Genomic DNA, 22390 nt, shown 5'->3' with positions numbered 1-22390 from the left:
GTGATTCAGGCGGGCCGGTGACGCCGACAACACTCGGCGCGCTGGCGTGTTCGCCGTATTTCTTGGCGCTCGTGGGAGCTGTTTCGCCATTCCCGAAGGCAGCCCCTAAGGCTAACCTAACAACATGACTCGACTTCTTTCTCCCTCCACGACCGATCGCGACTACTGGGCGATCGTGGACAACCTGACGCGGCGCGGTTTCTTCGGCGTCGGCGCGGGCGTCGCTGCGGCCGCGTTTCTCACCGCCTGCGGCAGCACGGAAAGTTCAACGCCCGATAACGCGGAGACCTTCGAGTTCACACGCGGCGACGAGAAGCTGACCATTCCGACGGACCCCCAGAACGTCGTTGCCCTCGATCCACGCGACGGCCTCGAATTGTCGATCCTCGCCGGATACCCGGTGACCGCCTACCCGACCGGCGCCGCCGAACACCTACGCCGCGAGGTCCCGGATGCCACCGGTGTCGAGATCTTCGCCGAAGGTGCTTCGGATCCCAACTTCGAATACATCTCGACCCTCGGCGCGGACCTTCTCGTCCTCAGCGCCGGCTGGTGGGACACCGGGTCATACGGCAACGACCGGATGCAGCAGATTGCACCGGTCCTGCCCGTCGGCAAGGACTTCACCCCGGAGTGGCGCAAAGTCATGTCGGACTTCCTCACCGGCATCGGGCGCAGCGATCGCGCCGAAGAAGTACTCGCCGAGTACGACGCCCATGTAGCTCAGGTCCGCCCGACCGTCGAACCGCTGATGGCCGGCAAGAAGGTTGCCTTCGTCGCCGCCGCAGAGGATCAGATCGCGTGGTTCCAGAACGATTTCCGCACCGCCGTCGCCGAGGACCTCGGGTTCGAGGTGCTCCGTGAAGGCCCCGACCTTCGCGTGATGCTCGGGTCGGAGCAGTTCAACCGTCTCGAAGAAGCCGACGTCATCTTCGCCTTGGATCGCAGCGCCTCCGGCAGCGTGTACACCTCGCCGACGTGGCAGCGCCTGCCCGCCGCACAGGCCGGTCGCGTGATTCCGTTCGACTACTACAAGGCCGCGGGATACGCCTTGACCGCCAAGGTCCTGGTCGACGACTTGGCGGCCGGGGTCAAGCGCTAGAACTACCTTTTCAGCAGAGTGCGGATCGCCTCGACCACTTCGTCAGGCGCCTCTTCCGCCATGAAGTGACCTGCGGACAGCGTGCGGTGCTCGAGATCGGGCGCCCACGCTTTCCACAGGGCCTCGGCGTCGTAGCCGAGCATCGAACCCCAGTCCTGCTGAATGACCGTGACCGGCATGTGCAGTTGGTTGCCAGCATCGCGATCGGCCTGATCGTGTTCGACGTCGATGCCTGCCGACGCCCGGTAATCGGCAACGATCGACGGCACCGCCTCCCGTGAGGCGCGCAGGTATTCCGCCCGCACGTCTACCGGAATCGCTTCGCGGTTCTGCGTCCACACGTCGAGAAAGTGCTCGAAGAACACGTCGGCGCTGGCGCTGATCATCTGCTCGGGGAGACCGGGTGGCTGAGCCATGAGATAGAGATGGAACGCCACAGCAGCATTCGATCCGTGCAGGATGTCCCACATATCCAAGGTCGGGAGCACGTCCAGCGAACCTAGCTGTGTGATCACATCCGGGTGGTCCAGCCCAGCTCTGACGGCAACCAGCGCACCACGATCGTGGCCGACGAGGGCGAACTTCTCGTGTCCCAGCTTCTTCGCCACCTCGACAATGTCGGCAGCCATTGTTCTTTTGGAGTAGGTGTCCGGGTTTTCCTCGACCGGTTTGTCGCTGGCTCCATATCCGCGGAGATCTGGGCAGATGACGGTGTGATCCGACGCCAGCGCAGTGGCGACGTGACGCCACATGAGGTGCGTCTGGGGGAAACCGTGAAGAAGGACGAGTGGTGTCCCGTTTCCGCCGACCGCGACGTTGAGCCGCACCCCGTCTGTTGTGGAAATCTGCTGATAGTCGAAGCCTGGAATGGTGATCGTCATCGGTCGCTCTCGTTTGTCGGGGTGATGGCAATAGTTGGGGTGATGGCAATAGTTCGGGTGATGGCAATCAGCCTCGCCGTAGTCGATGAGCATTCGATGAGCGCGATAACGTGGGGAAATGCGAGACCACACATTTTTCGGAGTTCTCGGACCCGTGGTCGCGTGGAACGATTCGTCAGGGTTGATCGATCTGAAAGGTCCACGACACCGAGCGGTCCTCGCTCGTCTGATCATTGCCCGAGGACGTGTTGTTCCGGTGGACGTGATTGTCGACGACTTCTGGGTCGATCCTCCGGCCGGGGCTACCAGTGCAATACGTACGTTCGTTTCCGCACTGAGGCGCGCGCTCGAACCGGATCGTGCCCCGCGAACGAAGCCGAAAGTCATTGTCACCGAAGGCCCTGGCTACGCCTTTCGTGCTGCACCCGACGCGGTCGACGCTTGGGAATTCGAAAGACTGGTACGTGAAGCCGCCGATTCGACGCCGGCGCAATCACTCGAACTGCTCCGAACCGCGCTCCAACTGTGGAGAGGGCCGGCCTACGCGGAGTTCGCCGAAGAACCGTGGGCTCGATCTGAGCGGTCACGCCTCGAGGAACTGCGTCTGACTGCCGTCGAACGCTTCGCATCCGCGCAACTCGATCTCGGGCGAACTGCCGAAGCGATTCCCGATCTGGACGCCCACGTCACGGAACACCCTTGGCGCGAGGACGGTTGGCGACTACTCGCTCTCGCGCTGTACCGGTCCAACCGTCAAGGCGATGCTCTGGCAGTCCTACGTCGCGCACGCGAGCTACTCGCCGAAGAGTTGGGCATCGACCCCGGGCCACGACTGACCGACCTCGAGTCCGACATTCTCCGCCGCGAAAACCACCTGGATCCTGTAGCGGCAGAACAGATCTTCACTCAGGTTTCGGCAGCGTACGACCGGACCGTAGCGGCAGGATCGAAATCGAGATTGGAGTCAACCGTCGGTCTCCTCCGAAGTTTGGCAGTTACGGGCGGAAGCGGACTCGAGACTGCCCGAAACCAACGACTGACAATCATCGGTGCCGCTGAACAATTGGACGATGTCGAACTCACCGCACGGATCATCGGCAACTACGACGTGCCCGGAATCTGGACACGATCCGACGATCCTCGGCAGGCTGCGCAGATCGTCGCGGCCGCTCAGCGCACCCTCGATCGACTTCCGGTCGGCAACGAACCCGCTCGGGCCAGACTGTTGGCGACAATTGCACTCGAATCGCGCGGACTGTCCGGTCATCGTGGGCTCGAATGTGCCCGCGCTGCAGTGCAGATCAGTCGTTCTCTCGACGATCCAGGTCTCCTGGCTTTCGCTCTGAACGGATTGTTCATGCAGACGTTCTGGACTACCGGTCTGGCCTCCGAGCGCGACGGCATCGGCCGTGAACTGGTCGACCTCTCCGCTCGACACGGACTGTCCACCTTCGAGATTCTCGGACATCTCATCCGTATGCAAGCCCTCAGCGCACTGGGGCAATTCGACGCAGCCGAGCTACACGCCGAGACAGTTGATCGATTGGCCGGACGTCACGAACGGCCGTTGGCAGCGGTGTTCACCACCTGGTTTCGCGCTATGCGAACGGCCACTACCGGCGCAGAAGCGGCGCACTGCGAGAAGCTGTACGAAGCTGCGGCGGTGAACCTTTCCGGTTCCGGCATGCCGGGTCTCGAGGACGGCATACTCCCTCTCGCAATTCTCGCCCTCCGTGTGTGGCGGGGACTGCCGGCAATTTTCGACCCGGCTACGCAGTGGGGCCCGTACGAACCCTGGGCCCGGCCACACCTGCTCATCGCACAGGGGCAGGCGAACGAAGCTGCGAAGGCCGTCGAGGCATTGCCGGACCCGCCCAAAGACCTACTCTCCGAGGCACTGTGGTGCTTGACTGCCGCGGCGGCCACTGCAGTCGGCGACAGTCGAGTCAAGGAGCGTGCTCGAGCGGCGCTCTTACCTGCCGCCGCCGAAATTGCCGGCGCCGGAAGCGGAATGCTCACAGCGGGACCCGTCTCGCACTATCTCGCCACACTGCAGTAGACCGGAACCATCAGGTGAATGCAATCACCGTGTCGCCCCACGCCTCCCGGATTTCGCAATCCAGATCAGCGACGACGGCATCGTGCTTGTCGATCAACAGTGTCGAGCGTGTGTCGGTGTCGTAAGTTGGCCATCCCGGGTCCGCACCCAGTTCACGATCGGCCCCGGTGCCGTAATCACCTGCAGCTCTGGCGAAATCCAGCCACCTCGCCTGCATGCGCTCTGACACGTGACGCGCCGCGCTCAGCCCACCCAATTTGTAGGTGATGTCCCGCGCTCCGTGATTGATGTTGCCGAAGACGTAGGCAAGTTCGGTCCCGTGGGTCGCACCAATTTTCAGCGCCTTGAGCATCGGCGGCGCGTAGTCGAATCGGTACAACCAGGTCGGTGCAATCTTGCTGTGCGCCTCGGCAATCCACAGCGTGGGCAAACGAAATCCGAAGTCACGGGTCAGCCCGAGACCAGCGCCCAGCTTGGACAGCCCCGAATACGCGCCTTCGATCTGCGAATGATCGGGTAGCTCGAGCCCAGGGTGCTCGTCGGCGATCTCCGCGAACATCGACGTGATCACGACGGGATCGATCGGCATCAACGGCGATTTCATCATCCGGAAGAGCGAAGATTCGTCTTTGTTGGTTCCGATGATCAGCGGAATCGGGTGTGCACTGCCGTGACGGAACGCGCGCACCGGGTAATCAGGGAGCAGATCACCGTCGACGATCGGCGCGAACGCCAAAGTGCCGGGCGTCTCCTGAGGGACGCGAGCAAACAGTTCGTCTGACGGCCCGATCATGTCTTCGGCAGACGTGGACCGCAATAGACCCAGATCGCCACCGCCGCTGAAGATCTCCAGAAACAGCTTCGCGACGATCTCGCCACGTTCACTCCCGTACACCGAAGTGGCGGGGGAACTCTCGGCGATAGCGCGATGAAACAGGCCACGGGCGGACGGCACGGTCATCAGCGTCGTCACAGCGCCGCCACCTGCCGACTCGCCGAACAACGTCACCCGATTCGGATCACCACCGAAGGCCGCGATGTTGCCTTGAACCCATTGCAGCGCTGCAATCATGTCGCGGAGAGCGACATTGGGTTCGAAGGTGTGTTCTTCCGAGTTGAAGGACGAGAAATCGACGAAGCCGAACACACCGATGCGGTAGTTGATCGAGACGACGACAACGTCACCGTTCTCAGCCAATGTGGTTGCGTCGAAAAGTGGTTGGCTGGATGCTCCGCGAAAGTACGCACCGCCGTGAATCCAGACCATGACCGGTTTACCCGGCGCATCAGAGCCGACGGGGCCCGGCGCCCATACGTTGAGAAACAGGCAGTCTTCATCCATCGGAACGTTCTCACCGAGCGGGATCATCGCAAGTCGACTTTGCGGTTCACACGGACCGAATTCTGTTGCGTCTTGAATCTCGGTCCACGGCTGTGGCGGAACGGGTGCGCGGAAACGCAACGACCCGACCGGAGGTGCCGCGTAGCGGATCCCCTTCCAACTCGATACCGCACCTTCCGTGGATCCACGAACCGGCCCGTACGTTGTCTCGACTACCGGCGCTTCGCTGGGTGTGATCGTCATTCGATTGCTCCTCGAGGATCCGTACCGGCCCTCAATGCTGCCAGCATCCGGTGCAAATCGGACATGTTTGCCGGATTCACTCTGCTGGCAGTCATGCAAGGCTATCGCCAGGTCATGCGCCGGATTTCGTGAACTTAGCCAACTCTCGCAATCGGACCAGATCCCAGGCATGCCTGGGCCTACGGACGCCCGGACGGTCTCGGGGGACTCTGACTCTCAGTGCCTGCGGGCTGACCGTGCACCTGACGGGAGTCGGCATCACCAGAGCCTCACCGTCGACGCCGACCGGAATCTCGTCGGTGTCGGCGTCGATGATCACCTCGAATCCGGTGCCCTGAGCCAGGCCTCGTTGATGCGCCCGATGGAGTAACCCGACCGCCTGACGGGCGCTGCCGACGGAGATCGCCACGATCCCGAGAGTGCCCCGGTCCAATCGCGGGCGATGACCGAGCCCCGCCAGGTCGTTCATCTCGTACGGTCCGTTGCTGACCAGAACCGCCTGTGGACCCACCGCGGACACGCTCGGGGAGCGCGCGGTCAGCACCGCTCCGGCGCGTCCGGCGAGCAGATCCGGGAGTTTCTGCAGGAAGGTGCTGGTCTTGGCGTCGCGGTACTCCGGACTCTGGACAACTTCGGCGTATGCCCCGAACGATGCGTTGTTGACGAAAGTTCGACCGCCGACATTTCCCAGATCCACCGTGACCTCGACGCCGTCGACGAGCGCGTCGAGGCACCGAGATGGATCCTCGAGATCGAGCCCCAGATCCGCGGCGAAGTGGTTGCGCGTTCCCGCGCTGACGACGAGGAAGGGCAGGTCGTGTTCGGCCGCGACAGCAGCAACCAGTGCCTGTGTTCCGTCGCCACCGGCCACACCGAGTAGGTCGGCGCCGTCCGCGACCGCCTGCCTGGCCAAGGCCGTCACGTCGATCTTCTCGGGCCCCTCGAGCAGTGCGACCGTGGCCCCCCGTTCCTCGGCCTTGCGTTTCAAGTCGAACTTCTCGACCTTGCCACCACCGGAGTTCGGGTTCATCACGAAGAACGGCTTGACGGGCGGCGGTGCCGGTCGCTCGACAACCGGCAATTCCTTCTCCTCCCCCGCCAAGGCGGTGCGAGCGCAGATACCGGCTACGACGAACAACCCGATCGCGAGCAGCACCACCCACAGGAGTCGTTCTCGGACCAGGAAGGTGAGCACCACGATCGGGGTCAGTACCACCACCGCCAACGAGATCCAGCGGAGGAATCCGCGGGTGGTCAGAAACCAGTACACGGCTACGACGCACACGACCACCCCACCGATCCCCAGGATCAGCATGGTCAAGGCTTTCAGTCCGGCGAAGATCAGGAGCACCGCGACTGCAAGAACCAGGGCCGCGAAGGCTGCGCGCGCCAACCAACTCTGTTTCGACGAGGGCCGATCCGTGTGGGCAGAGGTCGTCATCGAGCCACCTCCCCGCGATTGTCATTTCGGCCGGTACTTCGACGCTATCCCTTCGAAGCAGGCCAGTCACCTACCGGCAAGAATCTCGCGATCGCGCACTGCTACTTTATGACGACACCTCGTCATAAAAAGGAGTAACCGTGACAACACCGACGTCCGAAGCGTGGGAATCCGCCGAAGGAACCCTGACCGGCATTCGGAAAGCCGGACTCCACGGACTGCGTTGGACGGCCTGGTTGGCCGGCGCGACAGGTCTCGCACAGTTGGTGTCGATCGGGCTGAACTTCACCGACACTGTCAGCGGAATCGTTCCGGCCACGTACCCGCCTGTAGATGTGGCATGCAGCGTCGTCGCGCTCGTTCTTCTGGTCAGCCTGCTTGTCGGCCGACCCAACGGCCCCGCGATGTTGTCGGGTCTCGCCCTCCTCATGGCCATGCTGATGGCGCCGACCCTCCACAAACATGCACCCGAGTCGCTCTGGCTGGCGGCTGCACACGCCGTTTCGGTCGTCGCCGTCATCATGCTGTCCGTGATGACTTCGAGGTTCTCCAGTGCCGAGTTGGATCGGCCGTGACACCGGATTCACCTCTCTCACTTGCAGCCGAAGAATGGATCACCGATCTGACTGCCGCGGAGATGGAGCGATTGCGCAAACGCACGACGCTCACCGCCGCCGAGGCGCAGGAAGTCTGCCGATCCGTACGCTCGATCGCGCAGCAGATGATGCTTGTACCCGTCTCGATGTGGCAGGGTGATCCACGCCTTGTTGCGGATCTGTTCGACCTCCCCGTGACCATGAATCAGACACAGGAGGATCGACCATGCCGAAGCTGACCGGTGGCGCAACAACCGCAGAACACAAGATCGCGACCCGAGAAGCCATGTTGGACGCGTTCATTCGCGAACTTCACGAGCAGGGCTGGCAAAACGTGAAGCTGCAGACTGTGGCCCAGGCAGCCGGTGTCTCACGGACAGCGGTGTACAACTACTTCCCCGACAAATCTGCGTTACTGCTTGCCTGGTCCACCCGCGAGATGGACAGATTCCTGCTCCTGGCCGAGCGTGAACTCGCGGATCGCGAGAATCCTGTCGACCGAATCGAAATCCTCGTCAAACTGACGCTCGTCGAGTTCTCACTGCAGCGATTCACGGGAATCGCGTTGGTCGAATTGCTGTCCGCGCAGGATCGCGAAAGCTTCCTCGAACATATTGTCCCGCTGTCGGTTCTGGTAGAACAGCTCGTCCAGGAAGGTGTCGACGCCGGCGTCTTTGTCGATTCCGATGCTGCCGCGTCCGCGCAACTCATCCTCGCCTGCGTGGAAAGCCGACGCCCGATGCTCATGGCCGGCGACCGAGTGGACACCGTCGTGGCGACCACCGTCCCGTTCATCATGCGCGCGTTGGGCGTCTCGTGGCCGACTTCCCCCACCGCCGATCCCACCGATCGGCCTGCTCACGATCGGTAGGATCGCAGGTATGCACTTCGACCTCCCGCCCATCGATCAGCAGGCCGAGCGATTGATCGAACTCGGGGTACACGAGATGGCCGGGCTTTCTGCCGGCGACGTCAGGGCAGCCGCCGCAGCCGGAAAAGGTGAGGCTGGACTGCTTACCGTGCACGAAAAACTCGCTCCAGCTTCCATTTTGACTCCCCTGCTCGAGCACAAGAACAAGCGGGGCTTCATTGTCGTCGACATGGCCGACGTCGATCTGTTCGCTCCTACCGAGCCGGCCGCGTTGCCTGATACCGCGATGTATCTGCTCGGCGAAGTCGACCGCGGGGATCACCTGGCCAATTGGAGCCCGGACGAAGCGCTTCCCGCGATCGTCGATGCCGACCGTACGCCGCTGACCCTCACCGAAGGCATTCACTGGCTGTTGCAGCGCCCCGACGTCCTCGAACGCGGAAAGTGCTTCATGACCATCGGCTCCCGATTGCGTAAGCCTGACGGAACTTTCGACACCAGAACCCCGGCTGTGTGGATCAGCAACGGAACCGGCCGGGACGGCAAAGACAACCGCAACGCCCCGAAAGTCGGGTGGTGTTGGTGGGGTAACCGCCACACGTGGTTGGGGTTTGCATCGTCCGGCGGGCGGACGTCGCTCCCGGGTTAGAGCACGGTTGCGCGGTCGAATCGGTATCGATCCTTCCACGGCATCGCGTTCTCCAGCGTTGCAGCGGCAGAGAGCAATTCTGCGTCGCAACCCCATTTCGCCGAGATCATCACGCCGAGTGGAACACCGTCTTCCGTCCACCCGAGTGGCAAGCTGATCGACGGGAATCCAGTTGCGTTGGCGACGATGGTGTTTCCCGTGAAAGCGACCATGTCGATCAGTTCGGTCGCGGGGTCTTCGTCATTACGTAGCTCACCGACTGCCAACGGCGGTGTTGTCACCGTCGGGGTGACAACAAGATCGGCGTCGGCGTAATCCAGGCTCCACCGCCGCGCCCATGCCTGAACAACTCCGATTGCCGCGGCCAGATCGCCCGACGGCACTTCGTTCGCTCGAACACGTAAGTGCTGCACTATCGGACGGAGAAGGTGTTCGTACTCTTCTGGAATGGGCTTGGTGCCGGCCAAGGACGAGAACATCGTGGTGAAGGCATCGACGAAGGCGTCGTCTCGGACCTGAGGACGTTCGAACACGTTGTGTCCCAGGCTCTCGAGAACGACGCCCACCCTCGATACCGCCTCGGAGACTCGTGGGTCCACCGTGCCGCCGGATACCGAGCCATGAGCGAGGGCGACGGTCAGGGGGCGAGAGTGCGATCCTTCTGCCTGGACGACAAACTCTTCGAACGACTTCGGCCGGGGCGGGTGAATCGTCCCGGCGCCAGGTCGCGTCGCCAGAACATCCAGCAGTGCAGCGGTATCGCGAACCGTTCGGGCGATCGGCCCCTTGCTCGCAAAACCGAAGTTGTCGTGACCTGCCACCCCCATCGTGATCAGACCGCGACTCGGCTTGAGGCCCACGACTCCGCACGTACTTGCCGGTGAACGCAACGACCCTGCGGTGTCACTTCCCTGAGCAAACGGCACCAGACCAGCGCCGACGGCGGCCGCGGCGCCACCACTGCTACCGGCAGCACTGCGTGTGCGATCGAACGGACTGCGCGCGGGCGGAGCAACTTCCGGCTCGGTGTAACACGCTGCCCCGAACTCGGGCACCGTCGTCTTGCCGATGTCGATCAGACCACCTTCTCGGATCGCCTCGACGATCTCGTCATCGGCGTCCGGCACGAAGTCCCGAAAGAGCGCCGATCCGAAGGTCGTGCGGATGCCGCGAGTCGCGTCGAGGTCCTTGATAGCCGTCGGGACGCCGAACAGGCGCGGAAGCGGTCCGGCGTCCCGCGCGTCCAACCTGCGCTGGGCCTGCTCGGCGAGTTCGATCGCATGTTCCCCGGCGATCGTCGTGAATGCACCCACGTCATCGGAAGTGGTCGCACGATCGACGAAGTACCGTGCCACCTCGGGGATCGAGACCTGCTTCGCGGCGATCACTGCGGCGAGTTCGACAGCGGACAATTGATGGAGATCAGTCATGGGGCAGCACTCCTTGTAGGTCAATCGGCACTTGTAATTTCGATACGCGTATCGCTATTGTTGTCAGCATGGTATCCGAATCCGCCGGCTCTGCAAGGGCCGGTCGACCAAAAGCATTGAGTCACAGACAGATACTCGATGCTGCGGCCGAGATCGCCGATACGGACGGCCTGGACGCGGTCTCATTTCGAGTGCTCGCCGAGCGACTGGGCATATCGCCGATGTCCGTCCACCGCACTACCGGCGGCATCGACGCGTTGAGGCGAGACCTGATTTCCACCCTCGTGGGAGAAGCCGTCTCGTCGATCGACTGGCCGACCGACTGGCGCGGGGTTGCCCGCACGTTCGCCTACGGTCTACATGACCTTCTGATGAGGCATCCTCTCGTTCTGGAAGCCCATCGGCAGGCATCACTGGAAGCACCCGGCGCCGACGATACCGCCCACCGAGTCGTGCGAGCGCTTTCGCAGGCCGGCCTCGATGACGAACAGGCCACTTACGCGTACGGCGCCGTGCATGATTTCGTGACCGGACACGTCGCAATTCAATTGGGACGCGGAGCTTTCGACAGTGCACCCGCCGATCGACGCGAGGCATCGGTGTTCGCGCTTCATCACGATCCCGCCCGAAGGTTCGAATTCGGAGTCACCCTCGTCCTGGACGGCGTGGCGTCGATCGCGCAGCGAGGAAGCACAAAATGACAAGTAGCGTGGCGACAACCGAAATTCGTGGCACCTCGGGGCGCCGTATCGCGTTCTGCGAGTACGGCGATCCGACTGGCCGGCCGGTAGTCGTGGTTCATGGATCACCTGGCAGCCGATACGAGGGGCTCTCACTCGACAACGCGGCTGCGACGGCGGGTCTACGGCTGATCGTCCCCGATCGTCCCGGTTTCGGGCGCACAGACCCACACACGGACAAGGGATTTCATTCCTGGGACGACGACTACGTCACTCTGATCGATCATCTCGAGTTGGACTCGGCCACACTGATGGGTTTCTCCGGAGGCGGCGGTTACGCGCTCGCAGTCGCTGCGGCCGTACCCGAACGAGTCTCGAAATTGGTGCTGGCGTGCGCCATGATTCCCGGAGCACCACGAGATACTTTGCGGCGCAGGATAAAACTGGTATCCGCGCTGTACTTTACCGCCAACTGGGCTCCCCGCATGGCTGGCGCAATGCTTGCGGGAACCGGAGTGTTCTCCAAGCTGCGCAGCGACTCCGTCTCGATCTGGCCGGCCGCCGATCAGGCCGTCATGACCGACGAGTCGCATCGCCCTACTCTCCAATTGGATTCATCCGAAGGGATCGCACAGGGCGGATCCGCAGGGGTTGTCGACTTGGCGAGGTATCGCCACGAGATGCCAGGGTTGCTTCAATCCATCTCGGTACCAACGGTTTTCCTGCACGGAACCGATGACAGGAACGTACCCATCGAAGTTGCCCGCTGGGCCCACTCGATGATCCCCCACTCTCGCTTCGAAGAGGTCAGCGGGGGCGGTCATTTGTTCGTAGTCGCAGACCCCACTCCACTCATTCGCGCCCTCACATAACCTCTTGACTCGAACGGGTGTTCGAGTATGATGTGGGGAGGGGATCGGGGGATTCAATGAGTGTCTATCTGTCGGACGTGGTGTCTGGTTCTGCGGTGGCGTTGCGTGGACGCCTGTGGCAGTTGTCTGCTTCTGAGTTGCGTACCGCTGCTATCGAGGCGAGTGCGGAGATTCTTCGTCTCGAGGCTGTGCGAGTGGCGGTGGTGGACGAGTTGTCGTTGCGGCCGGATGATCAGGTGATTGCGAGCCGCGGGGTGGGTTGCTGGTTGGCGGCAAACACGATGCTGCAAATCCGGGACGGGAAGAAGATCGCCGCCCTCGGTGCAGCGCTACGACCGTTTCCCGCGGTGGCTGCTCGGTTCGATGGCGGGGACTGCTCCTTCGAGCACGCGGTGTTGATCGTGGCGTTCTGCGAGTCACCACCGAAGGGGATGCCGGAGGAGGCGTTGCCTCGCTGTGTCGATTTGTTGCTGGCTGCCGCGTCGGGCGTGGAGTCGACGACCACGAAGGTGCGGAACGTCATCGCGACGTTAGAGCGAGTGTTCGAATCCGATGAAATTCCACCCGCCGAAGACATCGACCGCAACGAGCTCCGGATCGCGTCGACATTGAACGGTCGGGTGGTGGTGCGCGGCGAGTTCGATGCCCTCACCGGGGAAATGTTGTTGTCGGCGTTGTCGAATCTGACGATGCCCACCCCAGCACCCGATGGAACCCCGGATTCTCGGTCTGCGGCGAAGCGGACCGCGGACGGGTTCACGGAACTGATCCGCCGGTATTTGGATTGCGCGAAGACCGGTACGGATGGTGGTCAGCGGCCGCACGTGAACGTGCACATCAATGCCCGTGATCTCGCGGAGCACCGGGACTGCGCCGCCGCGCCCGCTGCTTCTGGTGGTGGAGTGTCTGTATCGGATCTCGATGTCGGGCACATGCCCTGGCTCGGACCACTGTCCGTCTCGCAGACCAGACTCCTCGGGTGCGACTGCTTCCTGTCCACCGTACTGCTCGACGATCACGGCGCACCGCTCGATGCGAAACCCGGAAAGAGGTTGGTCACCGCCGAACAGCGAGTGGCGTTGATCGCCCGCGACAAAGGCTGCGCCTTCCCGGGCTGCACATGTGTGCCCGCCTGGACCGATGCGCACCATATCCGGCACTGGGCCAACGGCGGCCCGACCGTGATGAACAACCTTGTCCTGCTGTGCCGTTCACATCACCGGCTGATGCACCGAAAATACGGGTTCGTCGGAAAATGGGTGATCCGCATCGGCGTCGACAACAAACCGTGGTTCATCCCACCACCCTCGATCGACCCGCAGCAGCACCCGCGACCGGCGAACACCACCTTCAAAACCTGAGAAGAACCTCGGGCACAACAGAACACGGCCCAGCACCGCATCGAAGGAGTCCTCGATGCGGTGCCGAAAGCCGTGCTCAGGCCTAGCCGGTGATCGTTCAGCCCAAGTCGGCGACGATCCGCTCGGCGAGCGGCTTCGACGAAGCCGGATTCTGGCCGGTGTATAGCTTCCGGTCCACCACGACATAAGGCGACCAGGCGTCAGCCTTCGAGAATTTGCCGCCCAACTCGCGTAGCCGAGTTTCGAGCAGCCACGGAGCCTTGTCCGCCAGACCAGCCTGCGTCTCCTCTTCGTTGGTGAACGCCGTCAGCTGATAGCCGTCGAACAGCCAGCTTCCATCGGATCTCTGGGCGGGCAGAAGTGCCGCCGGTGCGTGACAGACCGCCGAAACCACCTTGTCGGCGTCCAAGAACTTCACCAGAAGCTCGCCGAAGGATGCCGACACCGCAAGATCTTCCATCGGTCCATGTCCACCTGGCACAAAGACCACGTCGTAGTCGGCAGCATCGGCGTTCTCCAGAATCTCCGGCGAATCGAGTACCGGCTGCAGATCGGCGATGTACTTGCGCATACGATCAGCGCCTTCTTGCCCGCCGTTGACCTCGGGCGCCAGGCTTCCCTCATCCACAACGGGGGCTTTACCGCCAGGCGTCGCGATCACGATGTCGTAGCCGGCCTCGACGAAAACGCGATGCGCCTCGACCAGTTCTTCCGCCCAGTATCCGGTTGGGTGGGCTGTCCCGTCGTTCAGCGTCCAGTGATCTGCAGAAGTGACTGCAAACAACAGCTTTGTCATCGCGCAACCTTTCGTCGTAGCCAGGAACCGTCGTAGTTCAGGAACCGTCGTAGCCAGGAACCCCGAGACACGGAACCCCGGCGAACGCTCCCTTGGATGAAACGCACTCAACCGGAGGGAATTCCGCATCGGCCGTTCCAGTGCGACTTCTCACCAACGGGGCATGCAACCCGTCATACCCACATTCCAGCTCGGATATTGGGTCGAACAGTGCGATCAGGTCAGTACGAAGGCCACGGCAAAAAGTGTCCAGGCGGCAGCAAGAACCGTCGACGCCGCAGTAACTGCCCCGGTCACGGCAGGTCGAGTACTGCAGTTGCGCGCCGCGATGATCCCGACCGTCATCAAGGTCAGCGCCATCAGGAATGACAGAACCACGATCTTCACCAGCAACCCCTTCGACGTCGGCCAACAGAACCGAAGGCCATTTAGATAGTACACAAATAGATCGTGCATTAATTAAATGGAAACAGTCAGGAAATTCTTGACAACATTCAATTGAAACTGTCAGGCTAGACCTGACGAATGGAGAACTTCTCATGCAAGATCTGATCGAGACCGCCCTGACCGCAAAGATCGAGACCGCCGCAACTTCGACGGCTAACGTCGCAATCGCCGAGGCCGGCGCGCAGGCGGACAAGATCGTCGGAACGGATCCATTACCTGGCAGCCCCGAATGGGAGGCAGAACAGGACACCGACATCCCGGCGCAGCGTCAGATGGCTTGGCAGTTGGCAAGTTTCCGGATCCAGCTCGCCGCAGGCATCGATTCGACGGCAAGCGTCATGAGCCTGCGAAGATTCGGCGCAACATGGGCAACCATCGGCCGCGCAGCCGGGATGACCCGTCAGTCCGCGCATGAACGGTGGGGTCGACGTGTATCGGACATGCTCGATCCTTACGGAGTCGGAATGCCGCCCATGGTGCCGAACGATGATCCGACTCAGCCCTGACATATCGTGTGACTACTGATCCGACAGCAGCGCATCTGCTTTCGCGACCAATACTGCACGCTCACGCTCATTTCCGGCCAGCCTCGCTGCTTCGAGGAGTTCGGTTCTAGCCTCCTCGGATCGGCCGAGCTGACTGAGCAACTCCCCCCGAACACTGGGAAGCAGGTGGTAGCCGGTCAATTCACCTGAAGCGACAAGCTTGTCGACGAATTCGAGCGCAGGGCCAGGACCGTATGCCATGGATACCGCCGCCGCATGATTGAGGTCGACCACGGGCGATGGGGCCAGTTGCGCCAACGCCTCGTAGAGGATGACTATCGTCTTCCAATCGGTGTCATCGAAAGTTGCTGCTCGCGCATGACATTCGGCTATCGCTGCCTGCAAACCGTACGGGCCACGTCCACGCCCGACGGCGTCAGCTCGTTCCAGCGCCGCAAGCCCACGCGAGATCTGTAGGCGGTCCCACCTAGTCCGGTCCTGGTCCGCCAGCAGGATGGGCTCACCTGTCGAGGTTGTCCGAGCGCCGAATCTCGAGGCTGTCAGCTCCATCAACGCGACAAGGCCGTGTACCTCGGATTCCCCGGGGACCAATTCGGCGAGTATTCGCGCGAGCCGCAGAGCTTCAGCACTGAGGTCCGCCCGCATCCACTCGTCCCCCGAGCTGGCTGCATAACCTTCGTTGAACACCAGGTACAGGACTCCGAGGACGGCGCTCAACCTGCTCGAAAACTCTTCTCGTCCTGGAACTTCGAAAACCGCTTTCGAAGCGGTCAACGCCTTCTTCGCACGGACTATCCGCTGCTGAACTGTCGCGGTCGGCGTCAGGAACGCCTTCGCAATTTCTTCGGTGGTCAACCCGCCCACAACCCGAAGAGTCAAGGCCACCTGCGCTTTTCGATTCAACACCGGGTGACAGGCGATGAACATCAGCCGGAGGACGTCGTCGTCGATCCGATCCGGATCCCAGCTGACGTCGTCGAAATGCGAAGCGTCGTTCTCGAGTTCACGCGCAAAGTGGGCGTAGCGCTCGTCCAGCCTCTCACGTCGTCGCCACCCGTCGATTGCTCGACGCGTCGCAACGGAAGTCAGCCAGGCAGCGGGATTTCGGGGAACTCCGGTGGCAGGCCACTGCTCGACAGCTTCGAGCAGAGCCTGCGCTGCCAGGTCTTCGGCGAGATCAAGATCTCCGACGGTGCGAGTCAACGTGGCGACGATCTTCGCGGATTCGATTCGCCAGACCGCGTCGACAGCCTTTCTCGTTTCTTCTCGCACCGCCTCGTCGGTCATGGTTCAGCCTGCGACCGGACGATCGGTACCGAGCTCTTCGCGCCAGCCGGCTTCCTTCTGGATGTATTCGTTGTCCTGATCGAAGTCCGACATCTCGCTCACGCGGCGCACCTCGAGCTTGCTTCCCGGCCCGAGCGGGCAGCGCTTCGCCCATTCCAAGGCTTCGTCTTTGGTCGACGTCTGAATGATCCAGAATCCCGAGAACAACTCCTTCGTCTCGCCGTACGGGCCGTCAGAAACCAGCGGCGGATCGGACTCGAAATCGACGATGAATCCCTCCTCCATCGCCAATCCCTCACCCGCCAGCAGCACACCGGCCTTGATCAAGGATTCGTTGTATTGCCCCATCGCGGCGATGATCTCGTCGAAGTCCATGTCCTTGGATGCTTCGATGGCTTCGTCGGTGGAACGCATGATCAGCATGTACTTCATGAGAATCTCCTTCGTTTGTGGACCGCTCATTCGGTCCCTCTGCCTACACGTCGAACGGCAAAGACGCCGATCGACAAACTTCCGAAACTAATTTTCGAAGGACAAATCCGCCGGTCGAATACGTTGCCCACGGTATCGGCAGAAGGGTCGTCTGGCAGCTCAGAAATCGAGAAATCTCGGCACGACTTCATCGGCGAGCCCGGCCGCGTCAGCGCTCCCGTAGAAATACACCGAGCCGTAGCCAAACAGGTATTCCTCGACGAACTCGGGTTGCGACTCGGCAACCACCGGCCATCCCTCTTCATTGATCTGGAACAGGAAGCGATGCCCGTCCGCCTCGACGGCATCGGCGTAGGACGGTTCATTTTGTATGAGTACCGGTTGCGGCGCGATCAACACCAACGGCATCACTTCGTCGTCTGCGGGAAGATTGATCAACGCCGCGCTCCCCAGGCCCTCGTGAGTGCCGGCCGATTCCGCACTTCGTGATGACGGCGGGTGCAGGACTGCCCTAACCCCGATGTCCGGGTATTCGAGGTCGTCGTCGCCGATGGAGAATCCCCGACGGATGAAGACGGAAAGCTCTCGCGCACCGAGCCACGGAGCCGTGTGCGCCCCGAGCGTCAAGAGATACTCATGCGTCTGCAAAATCGGCTGACCAGCAAAAACCTGCGGCGGGCGTCCACCAATCCTGGACCCAACTTCCGAATCGCTCGAACCCACCCCGAGATGTACTCTGTCCACCGGCGTCATCCTAGGGAGATCCGACGGGCGTCGGAGGAAGGCTCTCCGATTTCCTACAAACCACTGGTGACGTAGGCCACATTCAGGCTCGATGATGAGTGCATGACAACATTCCCCACTCTCGACCCCGAACTCGCCGCAGCGCTCACCATGCTCCCGAAGGTGGACTTCGCTGACCTCCCCAACGCGCGGGCCACCTACGACGCTCTGATCGGCGCCATGTTGGCCGACCTGTCATTCGACGGAGTCTCGCTTCGTGAACTGTCCGCTCCTGGCCTGAACGGCGATCCGGAGGTCAAGATTCGTTTCATCACCCCGGACAACACCGCCGGCCCTGTCCCCGTTCTGCTCTGGATCCACGGCGGCGGATTCGCAATCGGCACCGCAGAGTCCAGCGATCCATTTTGTGTCGAGGTAGCACGCGAACTCGGATTCGCCGTTGCAAACGTGGAGTACCGCCTCGCCCCCGAAACTTCCTTTCCCGGCCCCGTCAACGACTGCTACGCCGCACTCCTCTACATCCACGCCCATGCCGAGGAACTGGGGGTCGATCCCAGCCGCATCGCAGTGGGCGGGCAGAGCGCAGGCGGCGGATTGGCCGCAGGCACTGTCCTCAAAGCCCGCGACGAGGGCGTTGTGCCCGTGGCATTCCAATTCCTCGAAATTCCTGAACTCGACGACCGTCTGGCGACGGTCTCGATGACGAACTTCGTCGACACACCGTTGTGGCACCGCCCCAACGCCATCCTGTCGTGGAAGTACTACCTCGGCGAGTCGTATTCAGGTCCCGAAGATCCTGACGTCTCCATTTACGCTGCGCCGTCCCGGGCGACCGACCTCACCGGTCTGCCGCCGACCTACCTGTCCACCATGGAACTCGACCCGCTCCGCGACGAAGGAATCGAATACGCCCTTCGGCTGCTGCAAGCGGGAGTCAGCGTCGAATTGCACTCCTTCCCCGGAACCTTTCACGGGTCGGCGCTAGTCGCGACCGCAGCGGTCAGCGAAAGAGGTGCCGCCGAAGCCCTCACTGCGCTCCGGAGAGGGTTGCGTTCGCTGTCGCCTGTCTCGTAGCGTTGCGAGATGCAAGGACTGATGTACCGGCTTGCCGAGCTCGATGCAGACTCGGCAGGCCTGGTACGTGTCATCGATTACTTCGACACGCTCGTGCGGCACGGCTCCGACACTGCATCTCTGCTTCGCGCGAGCGCGCAGTTGGCGGACTGCGTTGTAGGTATCGAGATCGTGGAACACGGTAGAAGCAAGAAGAATTTGCGCCGATGTGACCCACGCGGCCGATGGTCACCCGAACCCCAGTTCCCTCCGAGCATGGCCAGGGACATCGCTGTAGACGACGAGGTTCTCGGGAAGGTATGGATCGAGCGTCCTGGTGCGCACTTGCCGCTCGACGAAATGCTCGTCGACCGAATGGCCCTGACCGCAGCGATAATCCTGCAACCCCGACGCTTGCCTACCGAAGCCGAGCACACTCGAAATCTGTTGTTCCCGATGGATGAACTCGCGGTGCTCACCTCCTGCGCCGGTCTCGGTATCGAACCCCAAACCCCAGTCCGTGTCATGGCAACCAAGGCAGTCTCAGACACGGCCGACGGCACTGCACACCTTGTTATTTCACAAGATTGCACACCTGGCAAAGCTGTTGGGATAGAAGCTGATGGCGAGTATCTGAATCTCGTGGCGGGTTCGTTTGCACCGACACCCGAACTGTCCGAGTCAGCACTGTCGTCATCCATTCGCGCCGGAATATCTTTGGCTGCTTCCGCTTCCGAAGTGAATACAATACTCAGCACTGCACGATTCGCTCGTGCACAGGCGTCAGCAACAACACCGATCGTGAACGCCGACGATCTCGGCGCCCTCAACCTCCTGGCACCGGGATCACACATCGATCACTCGCGAATACCGGATCTGGTTCTTGCCGAAGAGATCGGCGATACCAAACAGGGATTAGAACTACTCGAAACCTTGAGGGCATACCTGCAATCCGGAACATTGAGGGCCGCAGCCGATTCCATGCATCTTCATCACAGCAGCGTCGCGCACCGATTGGCGAAGCTGTCCCAGCACGTCGGATTCCACGTCGACACCATCGAGAACCGGGCACGCGCAACGGCCATGATGCTGGTCCTCGATGGCGGATAGGGCCACCGCGCATCACTTGTGCTACACAGTGGTTGACGATCTTTCGCGTTCGGCGAGCGCAACGAAGGGTGCAAGCGCGGGATTCGGGTTGTCCGGACGGTAGGTCACGGCAACTTCGAGAGTCGGCTGCACACCGGCGATCTCACACAGATGAATACCCGGAATTCGGAGCATCCGGGCCCGCCCCTGCGGGATCGGCGCAATTCCCACCCCGTCCGAGACGGCGTGCAAAACCTGCTCGTCGTCAGCCTCGAATCGAACGATATTCGGAGTGCTGTCGGGCCAAAGTTGTTCGAGCGTACGCGAATACATCCCGGGTGCATTCGCCTCGGGCCAGAATACGACGGGGATGTCCGCCAAATCTCCGAGTTCGAGTGTCGTTCGATCCCCGAACGGATGATCCACGGGAACGGCGACCAGGATAGGTTCGGTGTCGAGGACGATCAGGGGAAGTTCACGATCGTCGTCATCGAGCGGCGGTCGCACAACCGCGATGTCGACGGCTCCGGTTCGGACGAGGTCGACAGTCTGCGCCGAAGTGCCCCGGTGCACGACAACTTCGACGCCTGGATAGAGCTTGCGATAAGTGCTGACCAGATCTCCGACGGCGCCACCCGCCCACGAACGGGTGTACGCGATGCGCAGTTCCCCGTCCACACCGCGAGCAGCCAATCGAATTCGTTCGACCGCCCGGTCTGCGCACCCGAGCAAGAAGCGTGCCTCTCGTACCGCTACCCGCCCCGCGTCGGTGAAAGTGAACTGCGGACCTCGGCGATCCACCAGAGGAACGCCGAGTTCGCGCTCGAGAACCTTGATCTGCTGACTGAGTGCAGATTGCGCCACGTGGACGTTCGCGGCGGCGCGAGTGAAGCTGCCGTGATCCGACAGAGCAATCAGATAGCGGGCGCGCTGCAGGTTCATACGGCGATTATAAGAAGAACAGATGGTGGTGTCACTACTTGGTCTTGGACAGCGCATCACCTGAGGTCGGAGGATCGAGTGCAGATTGCTCCACCGCTCGTCTCTCGAAAAACTGTCCCCCGAACGATCACAAGGTTGAACATGAGCCCCCGAACACTCGTCGAAGCACGCGAACCTGCAACGGACGCGAGGTTCCTCGGCGCCCTCGCAGAGATCGTCGGCGAAGCGCATGTTCTCACCGATCCAGAGCTGATCGAGGGTTACACACGCGACTGGACGGGACGTTGGATCGGTGACGCAATAGCTGTGGTCCGTCCGGCCGACACCGCCGAAGTGTCCGCCGTCGTCACGACCTGCTTCGAGGCCGGGATTCCCATCACCCCGCAAGGTGGAAATACCGGACTTGTCGGTGGCGGAATACCATCGGCTGGATCAGTGGTGCTGAGCACCAGGCGTTTGGATTCGATCGAGACCGTCGACCCCATCGGCCGGACAATCGCGGCCGGTGCGGGAGTGACCGTCGCTCGCGCCGACCTGGCGGCCTCCGCACATGGCCTCCGATTCGGAATCGATTTGGCATCAAAGGAATCCGCGACTCTCGGCGGCATCGTCGCAACCAACGCCGGCGGTACCCGCATGGTCCGATACGGAAATACACGGGCACAGATACTCGGGATCGAGGCAGTACTTGCCGATGGTTCCGTACTGAGTAGATGGACTCCACTCGTCAAAGACAATGTCGGATACGACATCCCAGGGCTTCTTGCGGGCAGTGAGGGAACGCTCGCGATTGTCACCAAGGTCCTGATGAAGTTGGTCACCCCGGCGACCGACACCCAAGTTGTACTCGCGGGTGTGCGCGACGTCGACCAAGCGCTGCAGTTGTGCAACCGCGTGCGCCAGAGCGGGTTGACCGTCGAAGCCGCCGAAATCATGACCGACGACGGCATCTCCCTCGTCTGCGCACACACCGATGCCCGTCGCCCGTTCGGAACACCGTCACCGATGTACACCCTGATCGAGGTGTCATCGCCGCGCGAGACGGAAGAGTCACTCCTGGAAGTTCTCTCTGCCTCTGCCGATCTCATCGAGGACGCGACAGTTGAGCCTGGCCCCGCTCGAAAACTGTGGACTCTGCGAGAAAGCCATACCGAAAGCATCAGCGCTTCATCGACGACTCCGGTGGTCAAACTCGACATCTCCGTCCCCTTGTCCGTGATGGGCATGTTCATCGAGAGCCTCCGCGAAGTACTCACCGAACGATTCGTCCATGTGCGTCCAATGCTGTTCGGACACTTCGCCGACGGGAATATCCATGTGAATCTTCTTGACGCCGAACCGAGCATCGCCCACGAACTGACCGATACGGTCTTCGAACTCGTCTCCGCCCATCACGGAAGTATCAGCGCCGAGCACGGGATCGGTCGCGCGAAGTCACCGTGGATAGCGCTGGGGCGCACGGAAACCGACATCGCCGCCATGAAGCTGATCAAATCGTCCTGGGATCCGCGTGGAATCCTCAATCCTGGAATACTGTTGCCCGAAACGGTCGGGTAACAGAAGGGGT

General features: G+C 61.8%; 23 protein-coding genes. 13 read left to right on the top strand and 10 right to left on the bottom strand.

Features of this window, described 5'->3' with window-relative positions; genetic code table 11:
- Positions 1 to 124: 124 nt before the first annotated feature.
- Entirely contained in the window at positions 125 to 1102 is a 978-nt protein-coding gene (locus QM596_RS01220) for an ABC transporter substrate-binding protein (RefSeq protein ID WP_283307871.1), read from the top strand.
- A gap of 2 nt (positions 1103 to 1104) precedes the next feature.
- On the opposite strand, the gene QM596_RS01215 is transcribed toward QM596_RS01220, so the two are convergent.
- Positions 1105 to 1983: an alpha/beta fold hydrolase gene (locus QM596_RS01215; RefSeq protein WP_283307870.1), complete on the bottom strand. Its 879-nt coding sequence runs from the start codon at positions 1981 to 1983 to the stop codon at positions 1105 to 1107.
- A gap of 118 nt (positions 1984 to 2101) precedes the next feature.
- Here QM596_RS01215 and QM596_RS01210 point away from each other — a divergent pair, with 118 nt between their 5' ends.
- Complete coding sequence (locus QM596_RS01210) at positions 2102 to 4042, top strand: AfsR/SARP family transcriptional regulator (protein ID WP_047889443.1); 1941 nt, start codon at positions 2102 to 2104, stop codon at positions 4040 to 4042.
- 10 nt (positions 4043 to 4052) lie between these two features.
- On the opposite strand, the gene QM596_RS01205 is transcribed toward QM596_RS01210, so the two are convergent.
- A complete protein-coding gene (locus tag QM596_RS01205) occupies positions 4053 to 5627 on the bottom strand; it encodes a carboxylesterase/lipase family protein (protein ID WP_020909603.1) in 1575 nt (524 codons plus the stop codon).
- Positions 5628 to 5739: 112 nt separating this feature from the next.
- Entirely contained in the window at positions 5740 to 7068 is a 1329-nt protein-coding gene (locus QM596_RS01200; protein ID WP_283307868.1) for a diacylglycerol/lipid kinase family protein, read from the bottom strand.
- A gap of 140 nt (positions 7069 to 7208) precedes the next feature.
- On the opposite strand from QM596_RS01200, the gene QM596_RS01195 reads away from it, so the two are divergent.
- The 4 genes from QM596_RS01195 to QM596_RS01180 are packed head-to-tail and all read left to right on the top strand — an operon-like array spanning position 7209 to position 9184.
- Positions 7209 to 7643, top strand: a complete 435-nt coding sequence (locus tag QM596_RS01195) for a hypothetical protein (RefSeq protein WP_283307867.1) — start codon at positions 7209 to 7211, stop codon at positions 7641 to 7643.
- Positions 7640 to 7903, top strand: coding sequence for a hypothetical protein (locus QM596_RS01190; protein ID WP_019745914.1), 264 nt, complete (start codon positions 7640 to 7642; stop codon positions 7901 to 7903). The genes QM596_RS01195 and QM596_RS01190 overlap by 4 nt, the downstream gene beginning before the upstream one ends.
- Entirely contained in the window at positions 7891 to 8535 is a 645-nt protein-coding gene (locus QM596_RS01185) for a TetR/AcrR family transcriptional regulator (protein WP_092765478.1), read from the top strand. The genes QM596_RS01190 and QM596_RS01185 overlap by 13 nt, the downstream gene beginning before the upstream one ends.
- A 10-nt stretch (positions 8536 to 8545) precedes the next feature.
- The gene (locus tag QM596_RS01180) at positions 8546 to 9184 is read left to right on the top strand and encodes a DUF5701 family protein (RefSeq protein ID WP_283307865.1); all 639 of its coding nucleotides are present in this window, start codon (positions 8546 to 8548) and stop codon (positions 9182 to 9184) included.
- Here QM596_RS01180 and QM596_RS01175 read toward each other — a convergent pair.
- Positions 9181 to 10614, bottom strand: a complete 1434-nt coding sequence (locus tag QM596_RS01175; RefSeq protein WP_080910268.1) for an amidase — start codon at positions 10612 to 10614, stop codon at positions 9181 to 9183. The genes QM596_RS01180 and QM596_RS01175 overlap by 4 nt on opposite strands.
- 68 nt (positions 10615 to 10682) lie before the next feature.
- On the opposite strand from QM596_RS01175, the gene QM596_RS01170 reads away from it, so the two are divergent.
- Genes QM596_RS01170 through QM596_RS01160 form a run of 3 tightly spaced genes read left to right on the top strand, consistent with a single transcriptional unit; the run spans position 10683 to position 13527 of the window.
- On the top strand, positions 10683 to 11315 hold the full coding sequence (locus QM596_RS01170; RefSeq protein WP_283307864.1) for a TetR/AcrR family transcriptional regulator: 633 nt from the start codon (positions 10683 to 10685) through the stop codon (positions 11313 to 11315).
- On the top strand, positions 11312 to 12166 hold the full coding sequence (locus tag QM596_RS01165; protein ID WP_283307863.1) for an alpha/beta fold hydrolase: 855 nt from the start codon (positions 11312 to 11314) through the stop codon (positions 12164 to 12166). The genes QM596_RS01170 and QM596_RS01165 overlap by 4 nt, the downstream gene beginning before the upstream one ends.
- A 56-nt stretch (positions 12167 to 12222) precedes the next feature.
- The gene (locus QM596_RS01160) at positions 12223 to 13527 is read left to right on the top strand and encodes an HNH endonuclease signature motif containing protein (protein ID WP_283307861.1); all 1305 of its coding nucleotides are present in this window, start codon (positions 12223 to 12225) and stop codon (positions 13525 to 13527) included.
- A 97-nt stretch (positions 13528 to 13624) separates the two neighbouring features.
- Here QM596_RS01160 and QM596_RS01155 read toward each other — a convergent pair whose 3' ends face one another.
- Both QM596_RS01155 and QM596_RS01150 read right to left on the bottom strand, forming a co-directional pair.
- Entirely contained in the window at positions 13625 to 14323 is a 699-nt protein-coding gene (locus QM596_RS01155; protein ID WP_021345989.1) for a type 1 glutamine amidotransferase domain-containing protein, read from the bottom strand.
- A gap of 216 nt (positions 14324 to 14539) precedes the next feature.
- Positions 14540 to 14710, bottom strand: coding sequence for a hypothetical protein (locus QM596_RS01150; RefSeq protein WP_021333309.1), 171 nt, complete (start codon positions 14708 to 14710; stop codon positions 14540 to 14542).
- A 152-nt stretch (positions 14711 to 14862) separates the two neighbouring features.
- Between QM596_RS01150 and QM596_RS01145 the strand changes: the two genes are divergently transcribed.
- Positions 14863 to 15276 (top strand): hypothetical protein, encoded by a 414-nt coding sequence (locus tag QM596_RS01145; RefSeq protein ID WP_020971251.1) that lies wholly within the window; start codon positions 14863 to 14865, stop codon positions 15274 to 15276.
- A 12-nt stretch (positions 15277 to 15288) separates the two neighbouring features.
- Here QM596_RS01145 and QM596_RS01140 read toward each other — a convergent pair whose 3' ends face one another.
- The 3 genes from QM596_RS01140 to QM596_RS01130 all read right to left on the bottom strand — a co-directional run bounded on the left by QM596_RS01140 (position 15289) and on the right by QM596_RS01130 (position 17748).
- Positions 15289 to 16563, bottom strand: a complete 1275-nt coding sequence (locus QM596_RS01140) for an RNA polymerase sigma factor (protein ID WP_283307858.1) — start codon at positions 16561 to 16563, stop codon at positions 15289 to 15291.
- A gap of 3 nt (positions 16564 to 16566) precedes the next feature.
- Positions 16567 to 16995, bottom strand: a complete 429-nt coding sequence (locus QM596_RS01135) for a YciI family protein (protein ID WP_007735729.1) — start codon at positions 16993 to 16995, stop codon at positions 16567 to 16569.
- Positions 16996 to 17154: 159 nt separating this feature from the next.
- Positions 17155 to 17748 carry a hypothetical protein gene (locus QM596_RS01130; protein ID WP_283307857.1) on the bottom strand — a complete coding sequence of 198 codons (594 nt, stop codon included), beginning with the start codon at positions 17746 to 17748 and terminating at the stop codon, positions 17155 to 17157.
- Between the two features lie 93 nt (positions 17749 to 17841).
- Between QM596_RS01130 and QM596_RS01125 the strand changes: the two genes are divergently transcribed.
- Together QM596_RS01125 and QM596_RS01120 are read left to right on the top strand one after the other, a co-directional pair.
- Complete coding sequence (locus QM596_RS01125; RefSeq protein ID WP_283307856.1) at positions 17842 to 18813, top strand: alpha/beta hydrolase; 972 nt, start codon at positions 17842 to 17844, stop codon at positions 18811 to 18813.
- Between the two features lie 9 nt (positions 18814 to 18822).
- Complete coding sequence (locus tag QM596_RS01120) at positions 18823 to 19902, top strand: helix-turn-helix domain-containing protein (RefSeq protein ID WP_283307855.1); 1080 nt, start codon at positions 18823 to 18825, stop codon at positions 19900 to 19902.
- Positions 19903 to 19923: 21 nt separating this feature from the next.
- Here the strand turns inward: QM596_RS01120 and QM596_RS01115 are convergent, their stop codons facing one another.
- Positions 19924 to 20823 carry a LysR family transcriptional regulator gene (locus tag QM596_RS01115; RefSeq protein WP_283307854.1) on the bottom strand — a complete coding sequence of 300 codons (900 nt, stop codon included), beginning with the start codon at positions 20821 to 20823 and terminating at the stop codon, positions 19924 to 19926.
- Positions 20824 to 20964: 141 nt separating this feature from the next.
- On the opposite strand from QM596_RS01115, the gene QM596_RS01110 reads away from it, so the two are divergent.
- Complete coding sequence (locus tag QM596_RS01110) at positions 20965 to 22380, top strand: FAD-binding oxidoreductase (protein ID WP_283307852.1); 1416 nt, start codon at positions 20965 to 20967, stop codon at positions 22378 to 22380.
- The last annotated feature ends 10 nt before the right edge of the window (positions 22381 to 22390 follow it).

This window comes from Rhodococcus sp. IEGM 1406, assembly GCF_030056745.1.
GTDB lineage: Bacteria > Actinomycetota > Actinomycetes > Mycobacteriales > Mycobacteriaceae > Rhodococcus_F > Rhodococcus_F erythropolis.
The sequence above is the reverse complement of the archived record's forward strand: the minus strand, read 5'-3'. Positions and strand labels throughout refer to the sequence as shown.

Excerpts from the sequence above, each read along its gene's own strand:
- QM596_RS01185 (WP_092765478.1), top strand. The coding sequence starts at position 7,891 with ATGCCGAAGCTGACCGGTGGCGCAACAACCGCAGAACACAAGATCGCG.
- QM596_RS01140 (WP_283307858.1), bottom strand. The coding sequence starts at position 16,563 with ATGACCGACGAGGCGGTGCGAGAAGAAACGAGAAAGGCTGTCGACGCG.
- QM596_RS01220 (WP_283307871.1), top strand. The coding sequence starts at position 125 with ATGACTCGACTTCTTTCTCCCTCCACGACCGATCGCGACTACTGGGCG.
- QM596_RS01125 (WP_283307856.1), top strand. The coding sequence starts at position 17,842 with ATGACAACATTCCCCACTCTCGACCCCGAACTCGCCGCAGCGCTCACC.
- QM596_RS01205 (WP_020909603.1), bottom strand. The coding sequence starts at position 5,627 with ATGACGATCACACCCAGCGAAGCGCCGGTAGTCGAGACAACGTACGGG.
- QM596_RS01180 (WP_283307865.1), top strand. The coding sequence starts at position 8,546 with ATGCACTTCGACCTCCCGCCCATCGATCAGCAGGCCGAGCGATTGATC.
- QM596_RS01110 (WP_283307852.1), top strand. The coding sequence starts at position 20,965 with ATGAGCCCCCGAACACTCGTCGAAGCACGCGAACCTGCAACGGACGCG.
- QM596_RS01200 (WP_283307868.1), bottom strand. The coding sequence starts at position 7,068 with ATGACGACCTCTGCCCACACGGATCGGCCCTCGTCGAAACAGAGTTGG.
- QM596_RS01175 (WP_080910268.1), bottom strand. The coding sequence starts at position 10,614 with ATGACTGATCTCCATCAATTGTCCGCTGTCGAACTCGCCGCAGTGATC.
- QM596_RS01170 (WP_283307864.1), top strand. The coding sequence starts at position 10,683 with ATGGTATCCGAATCCGCCGGCTCTGCAAGGGCCGGTCGACCAAAAGCA.
- QM596_RS01160 (WP_283307861.1), top strand. The coding sequence starts at position 12,223 with ATGAGTGTCTATCTGTCGGACGTGGTGTCTGGTTCTGCGGTGGCGTTG.
- QM596_RS01215 (WP_283307870.1), bottom strand. The coding sequence starts at position 1,983 with ATGACGATCACCATTCCAGGCTTCGACTATCAGCAGATTTCCACAACA.
- QM596_RS01115 (WP_283307854.1), bottom strand. The coding sequence starts at position 20,823 with ATGAACCTGCAGCGCGCCCGCTATCTGATTGCTCTGTCGGATCACGGC.
- QM596_RS01120 (WP_283307855.1), top strand. The coding sequence starts at position 18,823 with ATGCAAGGACTGATGTACCGGCTTGCCGAGCTCGATGCAGACTCGGCA.
- QM596_RS01145 (WP_020971251.1), top strand. The coding sequence starts at position 14,863 with ATGCAAGATCTGATCGAGACCGCCCTGACCGCAAAGATCGAGACCGCC.
- QM596_RS01210 (WP_047889443.1), top strand. The coding sequence starts at position 2,102 with ATGCGAGACCACACATTTTTCGGAGTTCTCGGACCCGTGGTCGCGTGG.
- QM596_RS01135 (WP_007735729.1), bottom strand. The coding sequence starts at position 16,995 with ATGAAGTACATGCTGATCATGCGTTCCACCGACGAAGCCATCGAAGCA.
- QM596_RS01155 (WP_021345989.1), bottom strand. The coding sequence starts at position 14,323 with ATGACAAAGCTGTTGTTTGCAGTCACTTCTGCAGATCACTGGACGCTG.
- QM596_RS01165 (WP_283307863.1), top strand. The coding sequence starts at position 11,312 with ATGACAAGTAGCGTGGCGACAACCGAAATTCGTGGCACCTCGGGGCGC.
- QM596_RS01130 (WP_283307857.1), bottom strand. The coding sequence starts at position 17,748 with ATGACGCCGGTGGACAGAGTACATCTCGGGGTGGGTTCGAGCGATTCG.